Annotated in this window: 17 protein-coding genes and 1 pseudogene; 4 read left to right on the top strand and 14 right to left on the bottom strand. The window is 63.3% G+C overall.

Annotation, left to right across the window (positions count from 1 at the left end; all coding sequences use genetic code 11):
• Window positions 1-158: 158 nt before the first annotated feature.
• Window positions 159-815, bottom strand: a complete 657-nt coding sequence (locus V5B44_RS02895; protein WP_332357598.1) for an MT-A70 family methyltransferase — start codon at window positions 813-815, stop codon at window positions 159-161.
• 366 nt (window positions 816-1,181) lie between these two features.
• Here V5B44_RS02895 and V5B44_RS02890 point away from each other — a divergent pair, with 366 nt between their 5' ends.
• Window positions 1,182-1,934, top strand: a complete 753-nt coding sequence (locus V5B44_RS02890) for an adenosylcobinamide-GDP ribazoletransferase (RefSeq protein ID WP_332357597.1) — start codon at window positions 1,182-1,184, stop codon at window positions 1,932-1,934.
• On the top strand, window positions 1,919-2,503 hold the full coding sequence (cobC, locus tag V5B44_RS02885) for an alpha-ribazole phosphatase family protein (protein WP_332357596.1): 585 nt from the start codon (window positions 1,919-1,921) through the stop codon (window positions 2,501-2,503). Before V5B44_RS02890 ends, cobC begins: the two co-directional genes overlap by 16 nt.
• Window positions 2,504-2,547: 44 nt before the next feature.
• Here the strand turns inward: cobC and xerD are convergent, their stop codons facing one another.
• The 4 genes from xerD to V5B44_RS02865 are packed head-to-tail and all read right to left on the bottom strand — an operon-like array spanning window position 2,548 to window position 5,845.
• Window positions 2,548-3,462, bottom strand: a complete 915-nt coding sequence (gene xerD / locus V5B44_RS02880) for a site-specific tyrosine recombinase XerD (protein ID WP_332357595.1) — start codon at window positions 3,460-3,462, stop codon at window positions 2,548-2,550.
• A complete protein-coding gene (locus tag V5B44_RS02875) occupies window positions 3,449-3,937 on the bottom strand; it encodes a methylated-DNA--[protein]-cysteine S-methyltransferase (RefSeq protein ID WP_332357881.1) in 489 nt (162 codons plus the stop codon). Before V5B44_RS02875 ends, xerD begins: the two co-directional genes overlap by 14 nt.
• 18 nt (window positions 3,938-3,955) lie before the next feature.
• Entirely contained in the window at window positions 3,956-4,528 is a 573-nt protein-coding gene (locus V5B44_RS02870; RefSeq protein ID WP_332357594.1) for a chalcone isomerase family protein, read from the bottom strand.
• A gap of 60 nt (window positions 4,529-4,588) precedes the next feature.
• Entirely contained in the window at window positions 4,589-5,845 is a 1,257-nt protein-coding gene (locus tag V5B44_RS02865) for a glutamate-5-semialdehyde dehydrogenase (RefSeq protein ID WP_332357593.1), read from the bottom strand.
• 119 nt (window positions 5,846-5,964) lie between these two features.
• On the opposite strand from V5B44_RS02865, the gene V5B44_RS02860 reads away from it, so the two are divergent.
• Window positions 5,965-6,210 carry a hypothetical protein gene (locus tag V5B44_RS02860; RefSeq protein ID WP_332357592.1) on the top strand — a complete coding sequence of 82 codons (246 nt, stop codon included), beginning with the start codon at window positions 5,965-5,967 and terminating at the stop codon, window positions 6,208-6,210.
• Between the two features lie 28 nt (window positions 6,211-6,238).
• On the opposite strand, the gene holA is transcribed toward V5B44_RS02860, so the two are convergent.
• The 8 genes from holA to V5B44_RS02820 form a co-directional block, all read right to left on the bottom strand.
• Window positions 6,239-7,243, bottom strand: coding sequence for a DNA polymerase III subunit delta (gene holA / locus V5B44_RS02855; RefSeq protein ID WP_332357591.1), 1,005 nt, complete (start codon window positions 7,241-7,243; stop codon window positions 6,239-6,241).
• 18 nt (window positions 7,244-7,261) lie between these two features.
• On the bottom strand, window positions 7,262-7,774 hold the full coding sequence (gene lptE / locus V5B44_RS02850; RefSeq protein ID WP_332357590.1) for an LPS assembly lipoprotein LptE: 513 nt from the start codon (window positions 7,772-7,774) through the stop codon (window positions 7,262-7,264).
• A gap of 19 nt (window positions 7,775-7,793) precedes the next feature.
• Window positions 7,794-10,409: a leucine--tRNA ligase gene (gene leuS / locus V5B44_RS02845; RefSeq protein WP_332357589.1), complete on the bottom strand. Its 2,616-nt coding sequence runs from the start codon at window positions 10,407-10,409 to the stop codon at window positions 7,794-7,796.
• Between the two features lie 89 nt (window positions 10,410-10,498).
• Window positions 10,499-11,290, bottom strand: a complete 792-nt coding sequence (locus tag V5B44_RS02840) for a hypothetical protein (protein WP_332357588.1) — start codon at window positions 11,288-11,290, stop codon at window positions 10,499-10,501.
• A 78-nt stretch (window positions 11,291-11,368) separates the two neighbouring features.
• Window positions 11,369-12,169 carry a hypothetical protein gene (locus V5B44_RS02835; protein WP_332357587.1) on the bottom strand — a complete coding sequence of 267 codons (801 nt, stop codon included), beginning with the start codon at window positions 12,167-12,169 and terminating at the stop codon, window positions 11,369-11,371.
• Window positions 12,166-12,756, bottom strand: coding sequence for an RNA polymerase sigma factor (locus V5B44_RS02830; protein WP_287693830.1), 591 nt, complete (start codon window positions 12,754-12,756; stop codon window positions 12,166-12,168). Before V5B44_RS02830 ends, V5B44_RS02835 begins: the two co-directional genes overlap by 4 nt.
• Window positions 12,757-12,847: 91 nt before the next feature.
• Complete coding sequence (locus tag V5B44_RS02825) at window positions 12,848-13,195, bottom strand: hypothetical protein (RefSeq protein WP_332357586.1); 348 nt, start codon at window positions 13,193-13,195, stop codon at window positions 12,848-12,850.
• A 730-nt stretch (window positions 13,196-13,925) separates the two neighbouring features.
• Window positions 13,926-15,140: an IS4 family transposase gene (locus V5B44_RS02820; protein WP_332357585.1), complete on the bottom strand. Its 1,215-nt coding sequence runs from the start codon at window positions 15,138-15,140 to the stop codon at window positions 13,926-13,928.
• A 1,051-nt stretch (window positions 15,141-16,191) separates the two neighbouring features.
• Here V5B44_RS02820 and V5B44_RS02815 point away from each other — a divergent pair.
• Window positions 16,192-16,914 carry a PEP-CTERM sorting domain-containing protein gene (locus V5B44_RS02815; RefSeq protein WP_332357584.1) on the top strand — a complete coding sequence of 241 codons (723 nt, stop codon included), beginning with the start codon at window positions 16,192-16,194 and terminating at the stop codon, window positions 16,912-16,914.
• Between the two features lie 377 nt (window positions 16,915-17,291).
• On the opposite strand, the pseudogene V5B44_RS02810 reads toward V5B44_RS02815, so the two are convergent.
• Window positions 17,292-17,411 (bottom strand): annotated as a pseudogene (locus V5B44_RS02810) (transposase); the annotation flags it as partial.
• Between the last annotated feature and the right edge of the window lie 145 nt (window positions 17,412-17,556).

Raw genomic sequence — 17,556 nt, 5'->3', positions numbered from 1 at the left:
AGCGCCGGAGTCGAATGGTTTTGCCAAGATCTCGCTTTTGACGCCCGGCAAGCGCCACTCACACACGCAGATTGCCGAGCGAGACCAGGCCTGGATGTCCGTACCGAATGGTGAGGGCAATCGAGCCAGGCCAGGCTACCGGGCCGGCGGCCGCCGCCTCACCCCGTGGTCGGAGCATCGTCGGTTTCAGCCTGCGAGTGGTGGGCATAGGTTGGCCAGTCGGGCGAGTAGTCGTCGGCCTGGTGGCCCCAGCTCATCCAGCCAGCACGCGAGCCGCGGGCGAACATCTCGAGAAAAGGGCCGGACGAGCACGACTCGATCAAATCGTAGGCATCGTCGGGCTTGCGAGAATGCTCGCGTTTGCGGCTCTTGATGATATTGACCTGGCGGCGGCCGGGAGCGAGCGTGCGGGCGTTCTTTCCCCGGACACCGAAAAGGACCAGTTCGGTCGTGTTGCGGAAATAGAAGCCGACCCCGCGCCCGTCCGGCCCGCCGTCCTTGCGGATCTTGTGCCAGACGATGTTGCTCTTGTATTCGAAACCCCAAGCGGCGAGGACCCGCAGCCCTTCCGGCAGCAGCGCGTTCGGCACCCACAGGTAGAGGTGTGCCGGATCTTCGACAACCTGTGCCACCGGCAGCGCCAGGATGTCGTCCAGCGTCATCGTCGCGTAGCGATTCAGGCGCTTGTGCTCGGGCGCCATCTTGCCAGTGCGGTTCTGGAACTGCCACGGCGGATCCACGAGGACGGTGTGGAATTTTTGCCCACCGACGCGTCGGAGCAGGGCGGCGCCGGCCTCGGGAAAATGCTGGATCATTGTTTTCAATCTTCAGGGCAAAGGAAGTGGCTGCTGCACGGGGCGACGGACGGAGCGTTTCCCGCCCGCCGCCACGCCGGATGATAACGTCAACCGCGCCGGTGGGCAGTGCCAAACAAGCGGCTATGGCCGGCAGGCGGCATATCGGGATACCATCGCACTCAATTCCAGACATACGCCGAGAGATGCCCACCGCCAGCGCAAGCCGCCGCCAGTCGCCATTCAGGTCCTGCCCGCCACCAGCCGGAGCGACTTTCGCCACAGCTGCGACAGGTCAGTCCGCTTTTCGGCGGCACCGCCTGCCCCGGCCACCGCTAGGCCGGCCAAGCGTGTTGGGCCTGGGCTTTTCCTGCCAGCGGCCAGCCGATGCTTAAACGCGAACTCGAATACTTCTTCGGCGCGCTGCGCTTTTTCACGCGGCTGCCGGTCCCGGCCTGGGTGGGTCACAGCAGCGAGGCGCTCGATCGGGCGACGCGCTACTTTCCCGCCGTCGGACTGCTGATCGGCGCCATCGCCGCGCTGGTCTTCGTCCTCGCTTCCTGCGTCTGGCCGACGACGCTGGCAGTGCTGGCGGCAATGGCCAGCTCGCTCTATCTGACCGGTGCATTTCACGAAGACGGCTGGAGCGACATGGTCGACGGTTTCGGCGGTGGCTGGGACAAGGCGCAGATCCTGACGATCATGAAGGACTCGCGCATCGGCAGCTTCGGCGCCGTCGCGCTGGTCATGCTGCTGCTCGCCCGCTTCTGCGCACTGATCGAGCTCGACCGGCTGGCGATTCCGCTGGCCCTGCTGGCCGGTCACACGCTCTCCCGCTTCGCGGCGACGACGCTATTGCGCGGCCTGGACTATGTGCGCGACGAAGGCAAGGCGAAGCCGCTGGCGACGCGCATCAGTTGGGGCGAACTCGGCTTTGCCGGGTTGACCGCCCTGCTGCCGCTGCTGCTGCTGCCGCCGCTCGCGGCGCTGCTCGGCAGCCTGTTTGCCGCACTGGCCACACTCTGGCTGGCGCGTCTGTTCCGGCAGCAGATCGGCGGCTATACCGGCGATTGCCTCGGCGCCACGCAGCAGCTCTCCGAAGTGGCGTTCTACTGCGGACTGCTGTGCAACTTTTCCTGATCCGCCACCCGCGCCCGCTGCTGGCCGCCGGTATCTGCTATGGCCAGCTCGACGTCGAAGCCGAAGATCCACAGCCGATCGCCGAGCGTCTGAGGCCGCTGTTGCCCGCCGACACGCCGGTGATTGCCAGCCCCCTGCAACGCGCACGCGGCCTGGCCGAGGCCTTGCAGCCGCAGGCGCGATGCGACCGCCGGCTGCTGGAGATCGATTTCGGCGCCTGGGAGGGCCGGCCCTGGGACCAGATCGACCGCCGCCTGCTCGATGCCTGGGCGGCCGATATCCTGCACTTCGCCCCGCCGGGCGGTGAATCGGCGGCCGCACTGCAGGCGCGCGTCGTCGACTGCGTCCGCGGTCTGCGCGGAGACTGCGTCGCGCTGGTCACCCACGCCGGCGCCATCCGTGCCCTGCTCGGCTACTGGCTGCAGTTGCCGATCGGCGATTGGAGCCAGCTGCCGCTCGCTTTCGGCAGCATCACGTTGCTAGAAATCGACGCCACCGGCGACGATCAGTCGCGACGGATGCAGGGCCAGCCAGCGACGCCGGGCGTCCTGCGCTACCTCAACCGCTGAGAGGAAAGCCCTGGCAAGTCGGCGCCCAGCGAAGCAGGCCGTCGTCAGCCACGCGGATGGTGCTGGGCATGCAGAACCTTGAGCCGCTCGCGCGCGACGTGGGTGTAGATCTGGGTCGTCGAGATGTCCGAATGGCCAAGCAGGAGCTGGACGACGCGCAGATCGGCGCCATGGTTGAGCAGGTGGGTGGCAAAAGCGTGGCGCAGCACGTGCGGTGACAGGCGGGCGGGATCCATTTCCGCCTGCAGCGCATAACGTTTGATCAGCTGCCAGAAAGCCTGCCGGGTCATCGCCGAGCCGCGACCGGTGACGAACAGGTCGTCGCTCTGGCGTCCTTCGAGCAACGCCGGCCGACCGTCAGTCAGATAGCGTCGCAGCCAGTCACGCGCCTCCTCGCCCAGCGGCACCAGCCGCTCCTTGCCGCCCTTGCCGAAAATGCGCACGACGCCCATGTCAAGATTCAATTCGTGCAGCCTGAGCCCGACCAGCTCGGTCACCCGCAGGCCGGTGGCGTAGAGCGTTTCGAGCATCGCCCGGTCACGCTGCCCGAGCATCGTTTCGACCTGGGGCGCGGCGAGCAGGCGCTCGACCTGGGCTTCGGAAATCACTTTCGGCAGTCGCGAGGGCCTCGCCGGCATGGCGATCTTCAGCGTCGGGTCGCTGCTCCGCCCGCCATGCGCCAACTGGTACCGGTAGAAGCGGCGCAGGGTCGACAGGTAGCGGGCCTGCGACGACGCGCGTAGCGTTTGCGCGAGAGTGGCGACGAAACGCAGCAGGGTGGCCTCATCAATGCGGCACAGGCTGCCGAGTTGCTGCTCGCCGAGCCAAGTCGCCAGTTGTAGCAGGTCGCTGCGATAGCTCGCCAGCGACGCCCTGGCCAGGCCGTCTTCCAGCCACAACGTGTCGCAGAAGGAATCGATCTCGGCGAGATCGGCGGGGTCGGGCTCAGCGACCTTCATGCGCCAGCAACCAGCGCTTGACATCGAGCAGAAAGCCCGCCCTGTGCCGTGCGAATCCGCCGAGTCCGCCAGCTGCCGCCAGGACCCGATGGCAGGGAACGACGACCGGGAAGGGATTCGCGCCACAGGCCTGGCCGACCGCCCGCGGGGCATTGTGCAAGGCCCTGGCAATGTCGCCGTAGCTGCGCGTCTGGTGCGTCGGGATGGCCGCGATCTGCTGCCAGACGCGGCGCTGGAACGGTGTCCCCGATGGTCGCAGAGGCAAGCTGAAAGCAAATTCGGCGTCCGCCAGGTAAGCGCCGATCTGACGCGCCGCTTCCGCCGCCAGGGCATTGCGCGGAGCGACTTCGGCCGTCGGCGGCAGGAAATCGATCCGGTGGATTTCGTCCTCGTCGCAGCGCACGCCGAGACTGAAACCGGCAGCAGCGACCACCGCCTGGTAGTCGGTCGCGGCGGGCTCGGCCAGCGGGCGCATCACGGCCGGCAGCAGCCCTCAGGATGCCTTGCCAAGCAGCGCCTGCTTGAGGTCATCCTGCACCGGCTTGTTGCCGAGCCAGATCTTCAGCAGCGCCTTGTAGAAATCCTCGCCGGCGATGTCCTTGCCCTTGACCTGGCCGTTGATGGTTAGTCGTGTGCCGCTCTCCGGCAGCCAGTCGATGACGACACTGGTACCGGTCTTGGGCTCACCGGCGGCAAGCAGCGTGTCGGAAAACTGCTTCAGGCGATCCTTGAGCCCCACCATTTCAGCTTCCGAATGGTTGTTGGCCACCCCTTCCTGCAGCGCTTCGACGAACTGCTGCGCCGAGAGGTCGCGCAACAGACTGATCGCAATCCGCTTGCTCCCCTTGGCCGCCAGCACCGCATCGGCGTCGCCGCGCCTCTCGGGCAGGTAGAGAGCGATCGCATAGACCTTGAAGACCGCTTTCTTGCGCAAACCGGCACCATTGACCACCAGGTCGCCAGTGCCGACGTGGATCTTGTCGTCGAACTTCACACCGGCCACTTCGACAGCCGCCGCCAGATTGAGGGACAGGGCGGCAACGGCCGCCATCAGCAAGCGCTTCATACAATCTCCTTTGCTTTTTGGGTCAAGCTGCTTTGATGAATCTGGAGAAACCGGCAACGGCTAGCGGCGCACCTCGCCGTTGCCCAAAACGATCCACTTCTGGCTGGTCAGCCCTTCCAGACCGACCGGGCCGCGCGCGTGAATCTTGTCGGTCGAGATGCCGATTTCGGCACCGAGACCGTACTCGAAACCATCCGCGAAACGGGTCGAGACGTTCACCATCACCGAGGCCGAATCGACTTCGCGCAGGAAGCGCAGCGCCGACGTGTAATTCTCGGTGACGATGGCGTCGGTGTGATGCGACCCGTACTGATTGATATGCTCGATCGCCTGATCAAGTCCGGCTACCACCTTGAGCGAAATGATCGGCGCCAGAAACTCGGTGGCGTAGTCTTCTTCGCTCGCGGCCTTCGCCTCCTTGACCCAGCTGACGGTCTCGGGACAGCCTCGTATCTCGACGCCCTTCTGCGTCAGCATCGCGGCGATCGGCGGCAGCAGGCGGGCGACAACGGAGCGTGCCAGCAACAGCGACTCGGCCGTGTTGCAGGTGCCGTAGCGCTGTGTCTTGGCGTTCTCAACGATCCGCAGTGCTTTCTCGCCATCGGCCGCGTCATCGACGTACACGTGGCAGTTGCCATCGAGGTGCTGGATCATCGGCACGCGCGCCTCGGCCAGCAATCGCGAGATCAGCCCCTTGCCGCCACGCGGCACGATCACGTCGACAAACTCGCGCATCCTGATCAGGTGCCCGACGGCCGCGCGGTCGGTGGTCCCGATCACCTGTACGGCATTGGCCGGCAAGCCGGCGCCGGCCAGTCCCTCCTGGACCAGCGCCGCGATCGCCTGGTTGCAACGGATCGCTTCGGAGCCGCCGCGCAGGATCGAGGCGTTGCCCGACTTCAGGCACAGGGCGGCGGCGTCGGCGGTGACGTTCGGGCGGGCCTCGTAAATGATCCCGATCACCCCGAGCGGTACGCGCATCCGGCCGACCTGGATGCCACTCGGCCGGAACTTGAGGTCGCTGATCTCGCCGACCGGGTCGGGCAAGGCGGCGACCTGCTCGACGCCCTCGGCCATCGCCGCCACGCCCTTCGCTGAAAGCGTCAGGCGATCGAGCAGAGCCGGTTCGAGACCGGCAGCACGCGCCGCGGCAAGATCATCCTGATTGGCGGCAACCAGCGCGTCGTTCTCCCGCCGGATCGCCGCCGCGACGGCGCGCAAGGCGCTGTTCTTGGCATGGCTGTCGGCGCGGGCGATGAGGCGCGACGCCTCGCGCGCGTTCCTGCCGACGGTTTGCATGTACTGCTCGATGTCCATGAGACTTGCCCGGCGCTGCTGAAAGCCCGATTATAGTCACCGACGGTGCGCGAGCGTCAACGGAACCTCTGGAAAAAAACACACTCTTAGCCTGATCCTGCCTATTACCTTTGCCGACCATGAAAAAACTGATCCTGCCCGCTGAAGTGAAGGTTTGTGCCACCTGCAGTTACTGGGACGGCGAGCGAAGGGTCGATAGCGAACTGCGCCTGGTGGTCGTCGGCGAAGATTGTGAGGGTGAGTGCCTGGTGCAAGCCAAGAACAGCCGTGGCCTGAACGACGTGCGTGGCGAAAAGGCCGGTTGTCTCTGGGAGCATCTGGCTCCCGACGCGCCGGCAGCCGACCCGGACACCGCCAGTTCCTGAACCGGCGCCCGGCCTGACCAGCACCGGTTCAGGCAGCCGCGATCTGCAGCCCCAGTTGCCGGAACTCATCCCAGGGGTCACCGTCAACCACCCCCTTGATCATCCGGTCGATGGCCGCAGCATGCGCCAGCGCCGCCTCCGCCCGCTGCCCATCGAGCCGCTGCAAGGCGCGCCTGATCAGCGTCTGACGCGCTCCCCATACCCGCGCCTCCTTGAGCAGCGCATCCAGCGGCTGGCGTCTGGCCAGCCCCAGCCTGATCTGCGCCAGGGCGCGCAGGTCTTCGGTCATCGCCCAGAGAACCAATAGCGGCGCCTCCCCCTCCTGCTGCAGACCGTCAAGGGTGCGCATCAGGCGCGCCACGTCGCCGGCAAGCAGCGCTTCGCGTAGACCGTCGAGGTCATAACGGGCGACATTGAGCACGGCGTTGCGTATCTGCTCGACGCTCAGAGCGCCCTCCGCGTAAAGCACGCCAAGCTTGAGAATCTCCTGATGTGCGGCGAGCAGATTTCCCTCGACACGCTCGGCAATGAAGAGCAGGCCGTCCGCGCTGGCGCTTTGCTGCTGACGACCGAGGCGGCCGGCAATCCAGGCCGGCAGTTGGGCCAGACCTGGCGACACCAGCTTGACGACTGCACCGGCAGCGAGCATGGCACTCATCCAGGCAGCCTTTTCCTCCCGCCAGTCGACGCCGGTCATACTCACCAGCAGCAGCGAATCCGGCGACGGGCGCGTGCAATACGCCTGCAGCGCCGCGCTGCCTTCACGCCCAGGCTTGCCGCTCGGCACGCGCAGGTCGATCAGCGTGCGCCCACCGAACAGCGACCGGCTGCCAGCTGCATGATAGAGATCGTTCCAGTTGAAGCCGGCGATCGCGGTGAGCACTTCGCGCTCGTCGAAACCGCGACGGCGGGCGGCCGCGCGAATCGCGTCGGCAGCTTCGATGACCAGCAGCGGTTCGTCGCCATAGACCAGGTAGACCGCCTGCAGCTCGCGTTCGAGATGCGCTGCGAGCTGTTCACCCTTGATCTGCATCGCCAGCGACCCTGTTCGCTATTCGGCAGCGGCCTGAAACACCGGTTTGGCAGCCGCCAGCCGGCGCATCAACTGCTGCACCAGATCACTCTCCATATCACGCCAGAGCAGTGTTTCCTCCTGCTGCTTGGCAAGCACGTTGGAGTCGTCGTAAGTCAGATCACGGATCAGTTCGACGCTACCCGGCGCCACCAGATCGCGGCCCTTGTCGTCGGTCAACCGGTAGGAAAAGAGGTAACGGAGACGCAGTTCGCTGACTCGGCCGGTACCCGAAACCGAGAGGACCACCCGGTCACGATACTCGGCGCCGGGCAAAAAGGTGGCCTGCGCGTCGCTCGCCGTCAACGCCAGCCGCGTGGACCCCGAGGCGCGGATGGCGCGCTTGAGGTGCGCACCGACCACCGAATAGTCGGGCACAGCAATGTACAGGCTTTCGAAAGGCAGGGTGTAGGCACCCCGCAACTGAAAGCCGCAAGCGGCGAGCAGCGCCAGGGCAGGGACCAGCCAGATCGACCGCAGCGCAGCACGCATGATGCTTTTCCTCGAAATCTCAGGCAACAATGTTCACCAGGCGGCCGGGAACGACGACCAGCTTCTTGGGCGCGGCACCGGCCAGATGCCTGGACGCCGCTTCGCAGGCCAGTGCGGCGGCTTCGATGGTCGCCCGGTCGGCACCTGCCGGCACCCGCAGGCTGCCGCGCAGCTTGCCGTTGATCTGCAATACGAGCTCGATTTCGTCCTGCACCAGCGCGCTCGCATCGGACTGCGGAAAGGCCTGGCCGGTGGCCGTGTGGCCTGGCCTGAGCGCCGCGTAGAGTGCTTCGCAGATGTGCGGAACGATCGGGTTGAGCATCAGCGTCACCGCCTCCAGCGTCTCCTGCCTGACCGCACGAGCGGCCGCCGAGTCGTCGACGATCCGGCCATGGGTGTTGAGCAGCTCCATCACCGCGGCGATCGCCGTATTGAACTGCTTGCGCCGACCATAATCATCGGCGACCTTCGCTATCGTCTGATGCAACTGCCGACGCAAGGCCTTCAATTCCGCCGACAACACCGCGTCCGTGGTCGGCGCGACGAGACCCGCCGAGACGTGCTCATGAACGATGCGCCAGAGTCGCTTGAGGAAGCGGAAAGCCCCCTCGACGCCGGCATCGGACCACTCGAGCGACTGGTCCGGCGGACTGGCGAACATGATGAACAGGCGCGCCGTGTCGGCACCGTACTGATCGATCAACGCCTGCGGATCAACGCCGTTGTTCTTCGATTTGGACATCTTCTCGATGCCGCCGACGACCACCGGCAAGCCATCGGCGCGCAGGCTCGCGCCACTGGCGCGACCGCGTTCGTCATGCACGGCATCGACCTCGGCCGGATTGATCCACTGCTTCTTGCCGTGACTGTCCTCGCGGTAGAAAGTCGGCGCGACGACCATGCCCTGCGTCAGCAGATTGGCGAACGGCTCGCCCAGCAGGTGATCGCCAAACAGGCCGACGTCACGCATCAGCTTGGTCCAGAAACGCGAGTAGAGCAGGTGCAGGATGGCGTGTTCGATGCCGCCAATGTACTGGTCGATGCCACCCTGGCACCAGTAGGCCACCCGCTGGTCAACCATCGCGCGCTCGTTGTCCGGGCAGCAATAGCGCAGGAAATACCACGAGGACTCGACGAAGGTGTCCATCGTATCGGTTTCACGCTTCGCCCTGCCACCACAGCGGGGGCAGCTGGTTTCGTAGAACTCGGGCATGCGGGCGAGCGGCGAACCGGCACCGGTGATGGTGACGTCCTCTGGCAGAACGACCGGCAGATCCTGGTCCGGCACCGGCACGTCGCCGCAGCTGGCACAGTGAATGATCGGGATCGGGCAGCCCCAATAGCGCTGCCGGGAAATTCCCCAGTCGCGCAGACGGAACTGGACCTTCTTGCCGCCCAAACCCTTGACAGCCAGGTCGGCAGCAATCGCATCAACGGCCGCTGCGCTGGTCAGACCGTCGTATGGACCGGAATTGACGCAGACGCCCCGCTGCTTGTCGGCGTACCACTCCTGCCACGCGTCCAGCGAGAACGCTTCACCGTCGACCGCGATCACCTGCCGGATCGGCAGGCCATACTTCCTGGCGAAGGCGAAATCGCGTTCGTCGTGCGCCGGCACCGCCATCACCGCGCCGTCGCCGTAGCCCATCAGCACATAGTTGCCGATCCAGACCTCGATCTGCTCACCGCTCAGCGGATGGGTGACGAAGATGCCGGTCGGCAGCCCCTTCTTCTCCATCGTCGCGAGGTCCGCTTCGGCGACGCCGCCGTGCTTGCATTCCTCGACGAAAGCCGCCACGCTCGGGTTGCGCGCCGCCGCGTAGCTGGCCAGCGGATGCTCGGCAGCAACGGCGCAGAAGGTGACGCCCATGATCGTGTCGGCACGGGTGGTGAACACCCACAACTGGCCGGGCTCGCCATCGAGCTGGTAGGGAAAGGCGAAGCGCACCCCGGTGCTCTTGCCGATCCAGTTTTTCTGCATCAGCCGGACCTGCTCGGGCCAACCCTCCAGCTTGTCGAGGTCGGCCAGCAGTTCTTCGGCGTAGGCGGTGATCTTCATGTAATACATCGGGATCTCGCGCTTCTCGATCAGCGCCCCCGAACGCCAGCCGCGACCGTCGATGACCTGCTCATTGGCCAGCACGGTCTGGTCAACCGGGTCCCAGTTGACCGTTCCCAGCCGTTGATAGATCAGGCCCTTCTCGTAGAGGCGGGTGAACAGCCACTGCTCCCAGCGGTAGTACGCCGGCCGGCAGGTGGCGATTTCGCGCTCCCAGTCGATGGCGAAGCCCAGGCGCTTGAGCTGGGTCCGCATGTAGTCGATATTGGCGTAGGTCCATTGCGCCGGCGGCACGTTGTTCTGGATCGCCGCGTTCTCTGCCGGCATGCCGAAGGCGTCCCAACCCATCGGCTGCAGAACGTTGTAACCGAGCATCTGATGGAAGCGCGCGAGCACGTCGCCGATCGTGTAGTTGCGCACGTGCCCCATGTGCAGCTTGCCCGAGGGATAAGGGAACATCGACAGACAGTAGTATTTGCGCCGACCCGGGTCCTCGACGGCACGCGCCGCACCGCTGCTGTTCCAGAATTCCTGAGCGGCGACTTCCACGTCCGCGGGTTGATACTTTTCCTGCATGGCCGGTCATGATCCAGAGATGGGCGAAGCCCTGAATTATACGCATACGCGCTTTGCCCTGCTCCGCCGCCGCCTGGAAAGTCGCCTGGTCAACTGCGGGGATCGGGGGTGAAGCCACCCGGGAAGGGATTTGGCAAGGGATTCGGCGTCGGCCTTGGGCGAGGGATGATGCCCTGGGCAAGAAGCCGGGCACGGCTGTCGTAGTAAATGGTGAGCATCTCGGCAGGCGAATCGCTGGCGCGGCGAAACTCGGTGTACTGGGTCGGCGCGCTGATCCGTTCCCCATGGCCGGTGCCCAGACGACTTGCCGCCTGCCGGTCGCGAGCTTCCTCACTGGCCGGCGCGGCGGCCTTGGCGGCTGCGTTCGGCGAGGCGCTCTCGGCCTTGCCCGCGGCGTCCGCTTCACGTGACGGCATCGTCACCTGTGGCGGCGGTGGCGCGGCTTCCCGATAGACCGCGACGCCAATCACGCCGACGTTCTGCGGCCGGTCGGTGCGGCCGGCATAGCTGTCTTCAAGGCGGGTGAAATAGAAGGCGGCGACGTCGTCCATGCTCTTGCGCCAGCCGGCGATCTCCGCCGATTGCCCGGCCGACAGGACGTAGCCGGATTGCGAAGTGGCGGCGGTCTGGCCGTTGAGTGCATTGACGCCGTCCACCGAGAGCACGGTCAAGACGCGGCCGGAACCCTTGTTGCGCAGGACCACGGCGTAACGATTGCCGGGCTTCCCGGCGACGTAGAGGCGGCCGCGGTGGCGGTAGACCTCCAGTTCCTGGCCACTGCTGCGGTCGAGGACGCTGACGTCGACCAGAGCACCGGCGTCGGCCAGGCTGATGCAGCCGGCAAGAGGAAGGGCGGCGAGCAGGGCGGCGAAGTTTTTCATCACGGTCTCCTTGAGTGAGGTGAGTAGATGACCGTGTAAACGCCGGCTGCCAGCAAATGGGGTTAAGCGCAGTTCAGATCACTGCCGAAACTCTTCCGGCAACGGGTAATCGGGGTGCACCCGACGGAACTCACGGAGCTGCCGTTCGGCCTCGTCCGTCTGGCCCGCGCGGCGCAGCGAACGAATCTCTTCGAGCCAGACTGCTGGCGTGCGAACGCCTTCCGCCCGCGACCTGGCGGCGGCCGGTGGCGCAGCCGCCGGCGTCGCTTCGAAGCGCTCGCGCGCCTCGCTGCCGGCCGTGCCGACCGAAGCCGGGGCAGGCGCAGCGGGGGCGGCAGGAGAGTTTTCCTGGGTTATCGCAGCCGGTGCCGCCTTGCGCTCCGCGGCCGCTGATCGCCCCCCGGCAGCCGCGTTGTCAGCGGTCACGGGAGCATCACGCTCAGTCTTCTTGGCAGCAGGCGGTAGCACCTCGGCACGGCTCGCCGCCGGCAAGCTCGCGGGCCCGGCGGCGGTGGCGGGTCTGGCGGCTTTCGGGGCGGCAGCGGAAGCCGCTTGCTCTACCTTGCTGCTCTGCGGTTCATCGCCACGCACTTGCGGTAGCGACTGCCGCAGCCCCCGCTCCGCAGGCAGTTCGGCGGGCTGCCGTTCATGCAGCAAGGAAAGCGTGACGGTCAGCAGCAGCGTCGTCGCCAGAGCCAGGGGCGTACGCCAGCGCTGCCACCAACCGCCGCGGGGGTTTGCCGGCCGCCCGGCCAGCGCCGCCCGCGCCGCAGCCAGAATACGCTGGTCGACGGCCGGCGACGGCTCGTCGGTCGAATGCTGCCGATAGAGTCGCGAGATCTCGGGATCGCTTGGAGAATCCGGGCGCGGCTCGGTCATAACAGATCCTGCAGCGACTGCCGGAGTTTGCTCAGCGCGTAGCGCAGCCGGCTCTTGGCCGTTTCGCGGCCGGTGTCGGTGGCGACCGCGATCTCCTCCAGCGTCATGCCGCCCTCTTCGGCGAGTAGAAAGACTTCGCGCTGGACAGGCGGCAAAGCGGCCAACGCCAGACAGATCCGTTGTGCCGTTGTCTGCCGCTCGTGCAGGGCGTGCGGCGTCTCGTGGCCCGGCGCAGGCAGCATCGCGATCATTTCATCGGCGCCATCCGGGTCGTCATCACCAGGGTTCGGCGCAAACTGCGCCAGCAACTGGTGGGCGTGCCTGCGGTAGTGATCGATCAGCCGGTGATGGGCAATGCGGAAAATCCAGGTTGAGAAGCGGGCCAGCGGTTCATAGTCGGCGCGCGCGTTGACCACCTTGATCCAGATATCCTGGTAGAGCTCTTCGGCAATTGCCGCATTGCCGCATTGCCGCGCCAGATAGCGATAGAGCGAGCCGCGATAGCGCTGGTACAGTGCCGTGAATGCCTCGGCGTCACCCGCACGGTAGGCCAGCATCAGTCGTTCGTCGCTCCAGTCTGCTCGCATGGCGGCAGTCTAGCCGCCGTGCGGACGCGTGCAGGCCGGCACTGCAACAGCAGAATGCTCGCCCATCGGGCAGTGTGCTCGGCGCCCCTTCTCAGGCAGCGTGTTTCTGTCCGCCGAGCAAGTCGCTGAGGTTGGCTTGCCATAGCCTGACGAGGTTATGCGCCGCGATCAGATTAAGCTTCGAGATCCGGTTCTGGTGGCGCCACAGCCAGGAAATGCATGTCCTCGAACCGACCGTCTCGCGTACCACCGAGCGATTGCCTTCAGCTTCCGCGAAGTCGATAAAACGTTCGACGGCCAAGCGGTAATAGTCTGAACTGTTGCAGCAGCCCGCGATGACTTCAGCTTCGCCCGCTGCCCGCCGCCACAGCTTGAGCGCGAGCTCCTCACTGATGCCGGTCTTGTGGGCGATCCACGGTAAGATCTTTGGTGCTTTCATGCGAGTACTCCAGAAATACCAACGAGGCCAAGGACTGCGACAGACCAAAGGTGACCTCGTCAGCTGGCTATTGTTGCAGCGCAACATCATTATAGAGAAAGTCCATACCAAAAGTTAGGTTTTTCTTCTAAAAGCGGCACTACGGTCAGAAACAGCGGTCTCCGACACCTACCCTGCAACATCCACCTGCCTTTGACTCAAAACCAGCTTAACAGCACCGCTTCCGGAATACCGTGAAGGAATCCACGAACCAGGAAATACAGGTAAATTCAGGTAAATTCGGGGACAGGTAAATTCGGGGACAGTATAGTAAATTAACGCCAGATCGCTCGTCCAGCAAATCCCCTAAGCCTCGCAGCCCGACCGTCCCCAACCATGTGGACACGCTCATCGCGGGATGGTTTCGACTAAGATCCTCGTTTCTGTCCCTGCCGCCTGCGTTCCCGTCGAGCTTCCCGTACCCTGACCAGCGCATCCGCGCCCAGCGGCCGACCAGCCCACGTGTGTGCATGCCGTTTTTCCGCCAAGGATTCGTCGGCTACTTCGTGCAAATGCTCTCGCGAGATCGCAATTAGATCGACCATTGGCGCCACCCGCACCATCAGATCATCCTCGCCGCTCAAGTGCAGGCGGGATCGGGACCGCGGCCAATCCTCGGGGAGAGTGCGCAGCCCGCCTCGAACCGTGGTTGTTCCCAATACAATCCTCCCAAGTTAGCATATAAGCATAATCACTTATAGGCGTGAGACAGGTGGGGTTTCGGCTGAGGTTTGCGAGGTTGCGAACGGTCGGGAACAAACTTCTGGAGGTTCAGAGCGATTTCTGCGAGGAGCGGTTTGAGGCGGCGAGTGGTAGCCTGAGCGGCCAAAAGCCAGCGACCGAGTTGCCGCTTGATCTTGTCGATCGCGAGGGTGCGGTTGATTTTGTACAAGGATTCCGGGTCCAGATGAGCCGCCGTGGCGACATAGGCCGCCAGGGCGTTGAGGTTGTCGAAGACCGCCTTGGCACCAAAGTCCTGGCGCGCCGCGTGCCAAGACAGGCCGGAGGTATGCTCCAGTTGGAGGCGATGCTTGACCCGCTTGTATGCCTCCTCGATCCGCCACCGACCGTGGTACAGATCGGCGAACTCGGCGGCGGGAAACGCCACCGGATCGAGGAGCGAGGTCATCACCACATGGATCCGTCCATTCGGTGTCACTACCCGCACCAGGCGAACAGTGGTCGGCGTCGCCGGACATTCATAGTCTTTGGCATCGCGGGCATTCGGGGCGCGCAAGACGACCACCTGCTCGCTTTGGCCGGACCGCAGGAACTCACGTACCACCTTGAATCCTCGCGACAAATCGCAACGAATACAAAAATGGAGCTGGCGCGCGGTCAGTACCGACACCAGCCAACGACACGGAAAGCCTCGATCCATCAGCAGCAGATCGTCGGGGCGCAGACAGTCGATCGCCTCGAAGAACATCTGGCGCTCATTGGACAAAGGCTCATGCAGCCGGAAGTCCAGAAACAGTTCGATCCCTGGCAAGTACAGGCCAAACGCCATGCCTTTAACGATCGACCGGACCCCGTCCTTCATCATGGTCAGGCGAACGTCGCTCCCATCCGCGGCGACCACGCGGAGCCCTTTCCATCTCGGGAAGGGCAGGTGCTCCTCCGCCAAGCGGATCAGCTCCTGATTGACTTCGCCAAACACCAGCGCATTGATCTTGTAGCGCGCCTGCGAAAAGGCTTGTGCCGTTACTTCGCGCACCGAGTCGGCGCGATTGCGCAGATTGGCGAAGAACTGATCAAGTTCGGACTGTACCGCGGCCTGGACTCCGGAGAGCAGAAAGCTCAGGACGGTCGGCAGCGTCAGGGTGCGTTGGCGGGTAAAGTGTTTGGGGTCGAGCCGAGCTACTTCCATGAACTCTCTTGACAACAGATAGTTAGAGAGCTTCATAAGCATATTCGAATATTCAGGCTGTCATGTGGTTCTCCTTTATAAACAACGCTTTATACCGCCATTATGCAAGACAGGTGCGATCGGCGCAACCGCGCACAATAGTTATGCTTTGGTGCTAACTTGCGAGGATTGGTTCCCAATACACCAGACGGCGGCCAAAAGGTAAGGTTCAGCCAGCAAGAATGAGGGGAAGTGTTCCTGCCAGAGTAGGCCCCTTCACGGTGATTGATCAGCCGGCTGAAACGTCGGGGGGCTTCGCCAATGGCACGGCGCAGCCCATCGGTGTCTTGCGGCACCATGATCAGCTGAACATGGTAGCGCATCAGGCAGTACGCCCATACTATTGGTCCCGGACCGAACTGACGCAGGAAGCCTACATCAGGCCAAGTACTCCCGATAGTCATCATCAGAGAAAAAAGCCTGCTGACAGCGCTCACTTTGTTGTGTCGCCTGATGAGGACAAACCCCCTGCAACCACCCGCGTAAGCCTCGTCACTTTCGTCCTCCCCGCCATGCTCGTCAGAAATTCCGAATACTGTCCCTTTATCTCTTTGTCTTCTTTGCCCTGACCGCCGCGGCTACAAGGCCAGGAGGCTGCTCGATGGGCTGGTTCACGCTCAACGTGCTGCTCGCTGCCGCGCTCGACAAACTGAGGGAGCCTGGGGGTCGGTAACCTTTTCTTCCAGAAATATGAGCAGAACCATCTTGCCTGCACATGCGTCAATCCGGTTCTTTCATGCATCTATTCCCGACTCTTCGGGAGCAGCATGGAAACCGGGCCACTGCCAATGGTCTTCCACGGGCAATACGATGATTAGAGTGATTGCAGCGCGGAATTCATCACGAATGTCGAAAAATTTTACACTTGGCAGCAGGGTTTTTGCGGCGTTTCGGAAACATCTTGTTTTATCAACAACCAAGAAAACTTGGCACGAACAATGCTCGCAATTGGATAACAGTCATTCCGGTCACTAACCATGGTGGGTCTTGCTTTTGGGCTTCTGGATTTCTTAACGGCAGTGCTTCCTAAAACGCGAAGGAGAAAGCAGTGAAAAGGATTTTGTCGGCGCTTCCACTGGCCATGGCTGTTCTTGCCTCACCGGTACAAGCGCTGGTTATCAGCAATAGTGACGCTTGGGAGTACACAAACATTCAATCGTCTTCAGCCAGTACAATTCACGGGGACTCGAATGCCCTTAACATGTTTGGCTTCACTTCAAACAATACGGAAAAGACCAACACCGTATTCAACGATAGCTCCGCGAAAGGTACGTGGCACACGGTCGAATGGACGTTGAGTTCACCGATGACGCTGGGGAGCTTCAATCTGGTTGCCTCGCATGATGGCACCAATTACAACCCCAATGACCCCTATACCAACGGCTACCGTGACCAGAATTATCGCGGCTTTGGTGCGATCAAGCTTGAATACAAAGACGCCACCAGCACCTGGCAGACGCTATATTCCAAGGCAAACATTGGTACAACGGCTGTTCTTGGCGATGGTGTAACGCACCCGGTCTATGGTGGAGGCCTGAATTACCCGGCCAACTGGGTGTATGAGTTATACGATGTTGTCGCCCCCACGACGGCGCAAACCTGGCGGGCGTCATTCGAACAATTTGGGGATGCCAATTTTCATGCCTCAGGCCCACGAATCCTGGAACTGGATGGCTATGCGTATAGTCCTCAGGAAGTTCCCGAGCCAGCCACGTGGATCTTGTTGGGACTGGGCTTGCTGGGCGTCCTCCTCCGGAAAGACAGACCGTAACCACCAGACCACTGCGTTCAAGCGAGAAAGGCGGCCCGAAAGGGACCGCCCTTCTCTTTCGATCATTCCATCGGTTAATTCGGGGACAGTATCCTAAATTGACGCCGAATTATTGCGCCGTGGCATCCTCAACTCATTCCCGCCCCATTTGTCACTAAAGCCACTAAAGCCATGGACACTCTCAGCGCTGAATGGTTTCGACTCCGCTTGCTTCTGCGCCTGCCGCTTTCGTTCCAGTCGAACTTCCCGTGCCTTGACACACGCGCTTCCGCGCCCAGCGCGCCGTCCTGTCCGCGCGTGTGTAGCCGCTATTCCGCCAGGCAGTGCAACTTCTTTTCTGCAAAACGGCGCGAGGCGATTTATTTCGGGTGAGGTAATCACGGTTGCAGGTTGAGATAGATTTTCCCGGTCATCCATTCCTCGTCGCATTCTGCCAGAAGCGCGGAGACAAGGCGCAGGCAGGATGCCGTGTTCGGAAAGATGGATGCCATGCGGGTCAGGAGTTAAGGATACTGTCCCTTTAATTCGTCCCTTTAATTCCGAGATTTTCGGGCGCTTTTGTATTGGCAAGTGAGTATTGCGGGGAGTATTGCGGGGACAGTATAGTAATTAGAGGGAAAGGAGGGAAAAGGGAGCAGCATC

It is taken from the genome of Candidatus Accumulibacter necessarius (genome assembly GCF_036625085.1).
The sequence above is the reverse complement of the archived record's forward strand: the minus strand, read 5'-3'. Positions and strand labels throughout refer to the sequence as shown.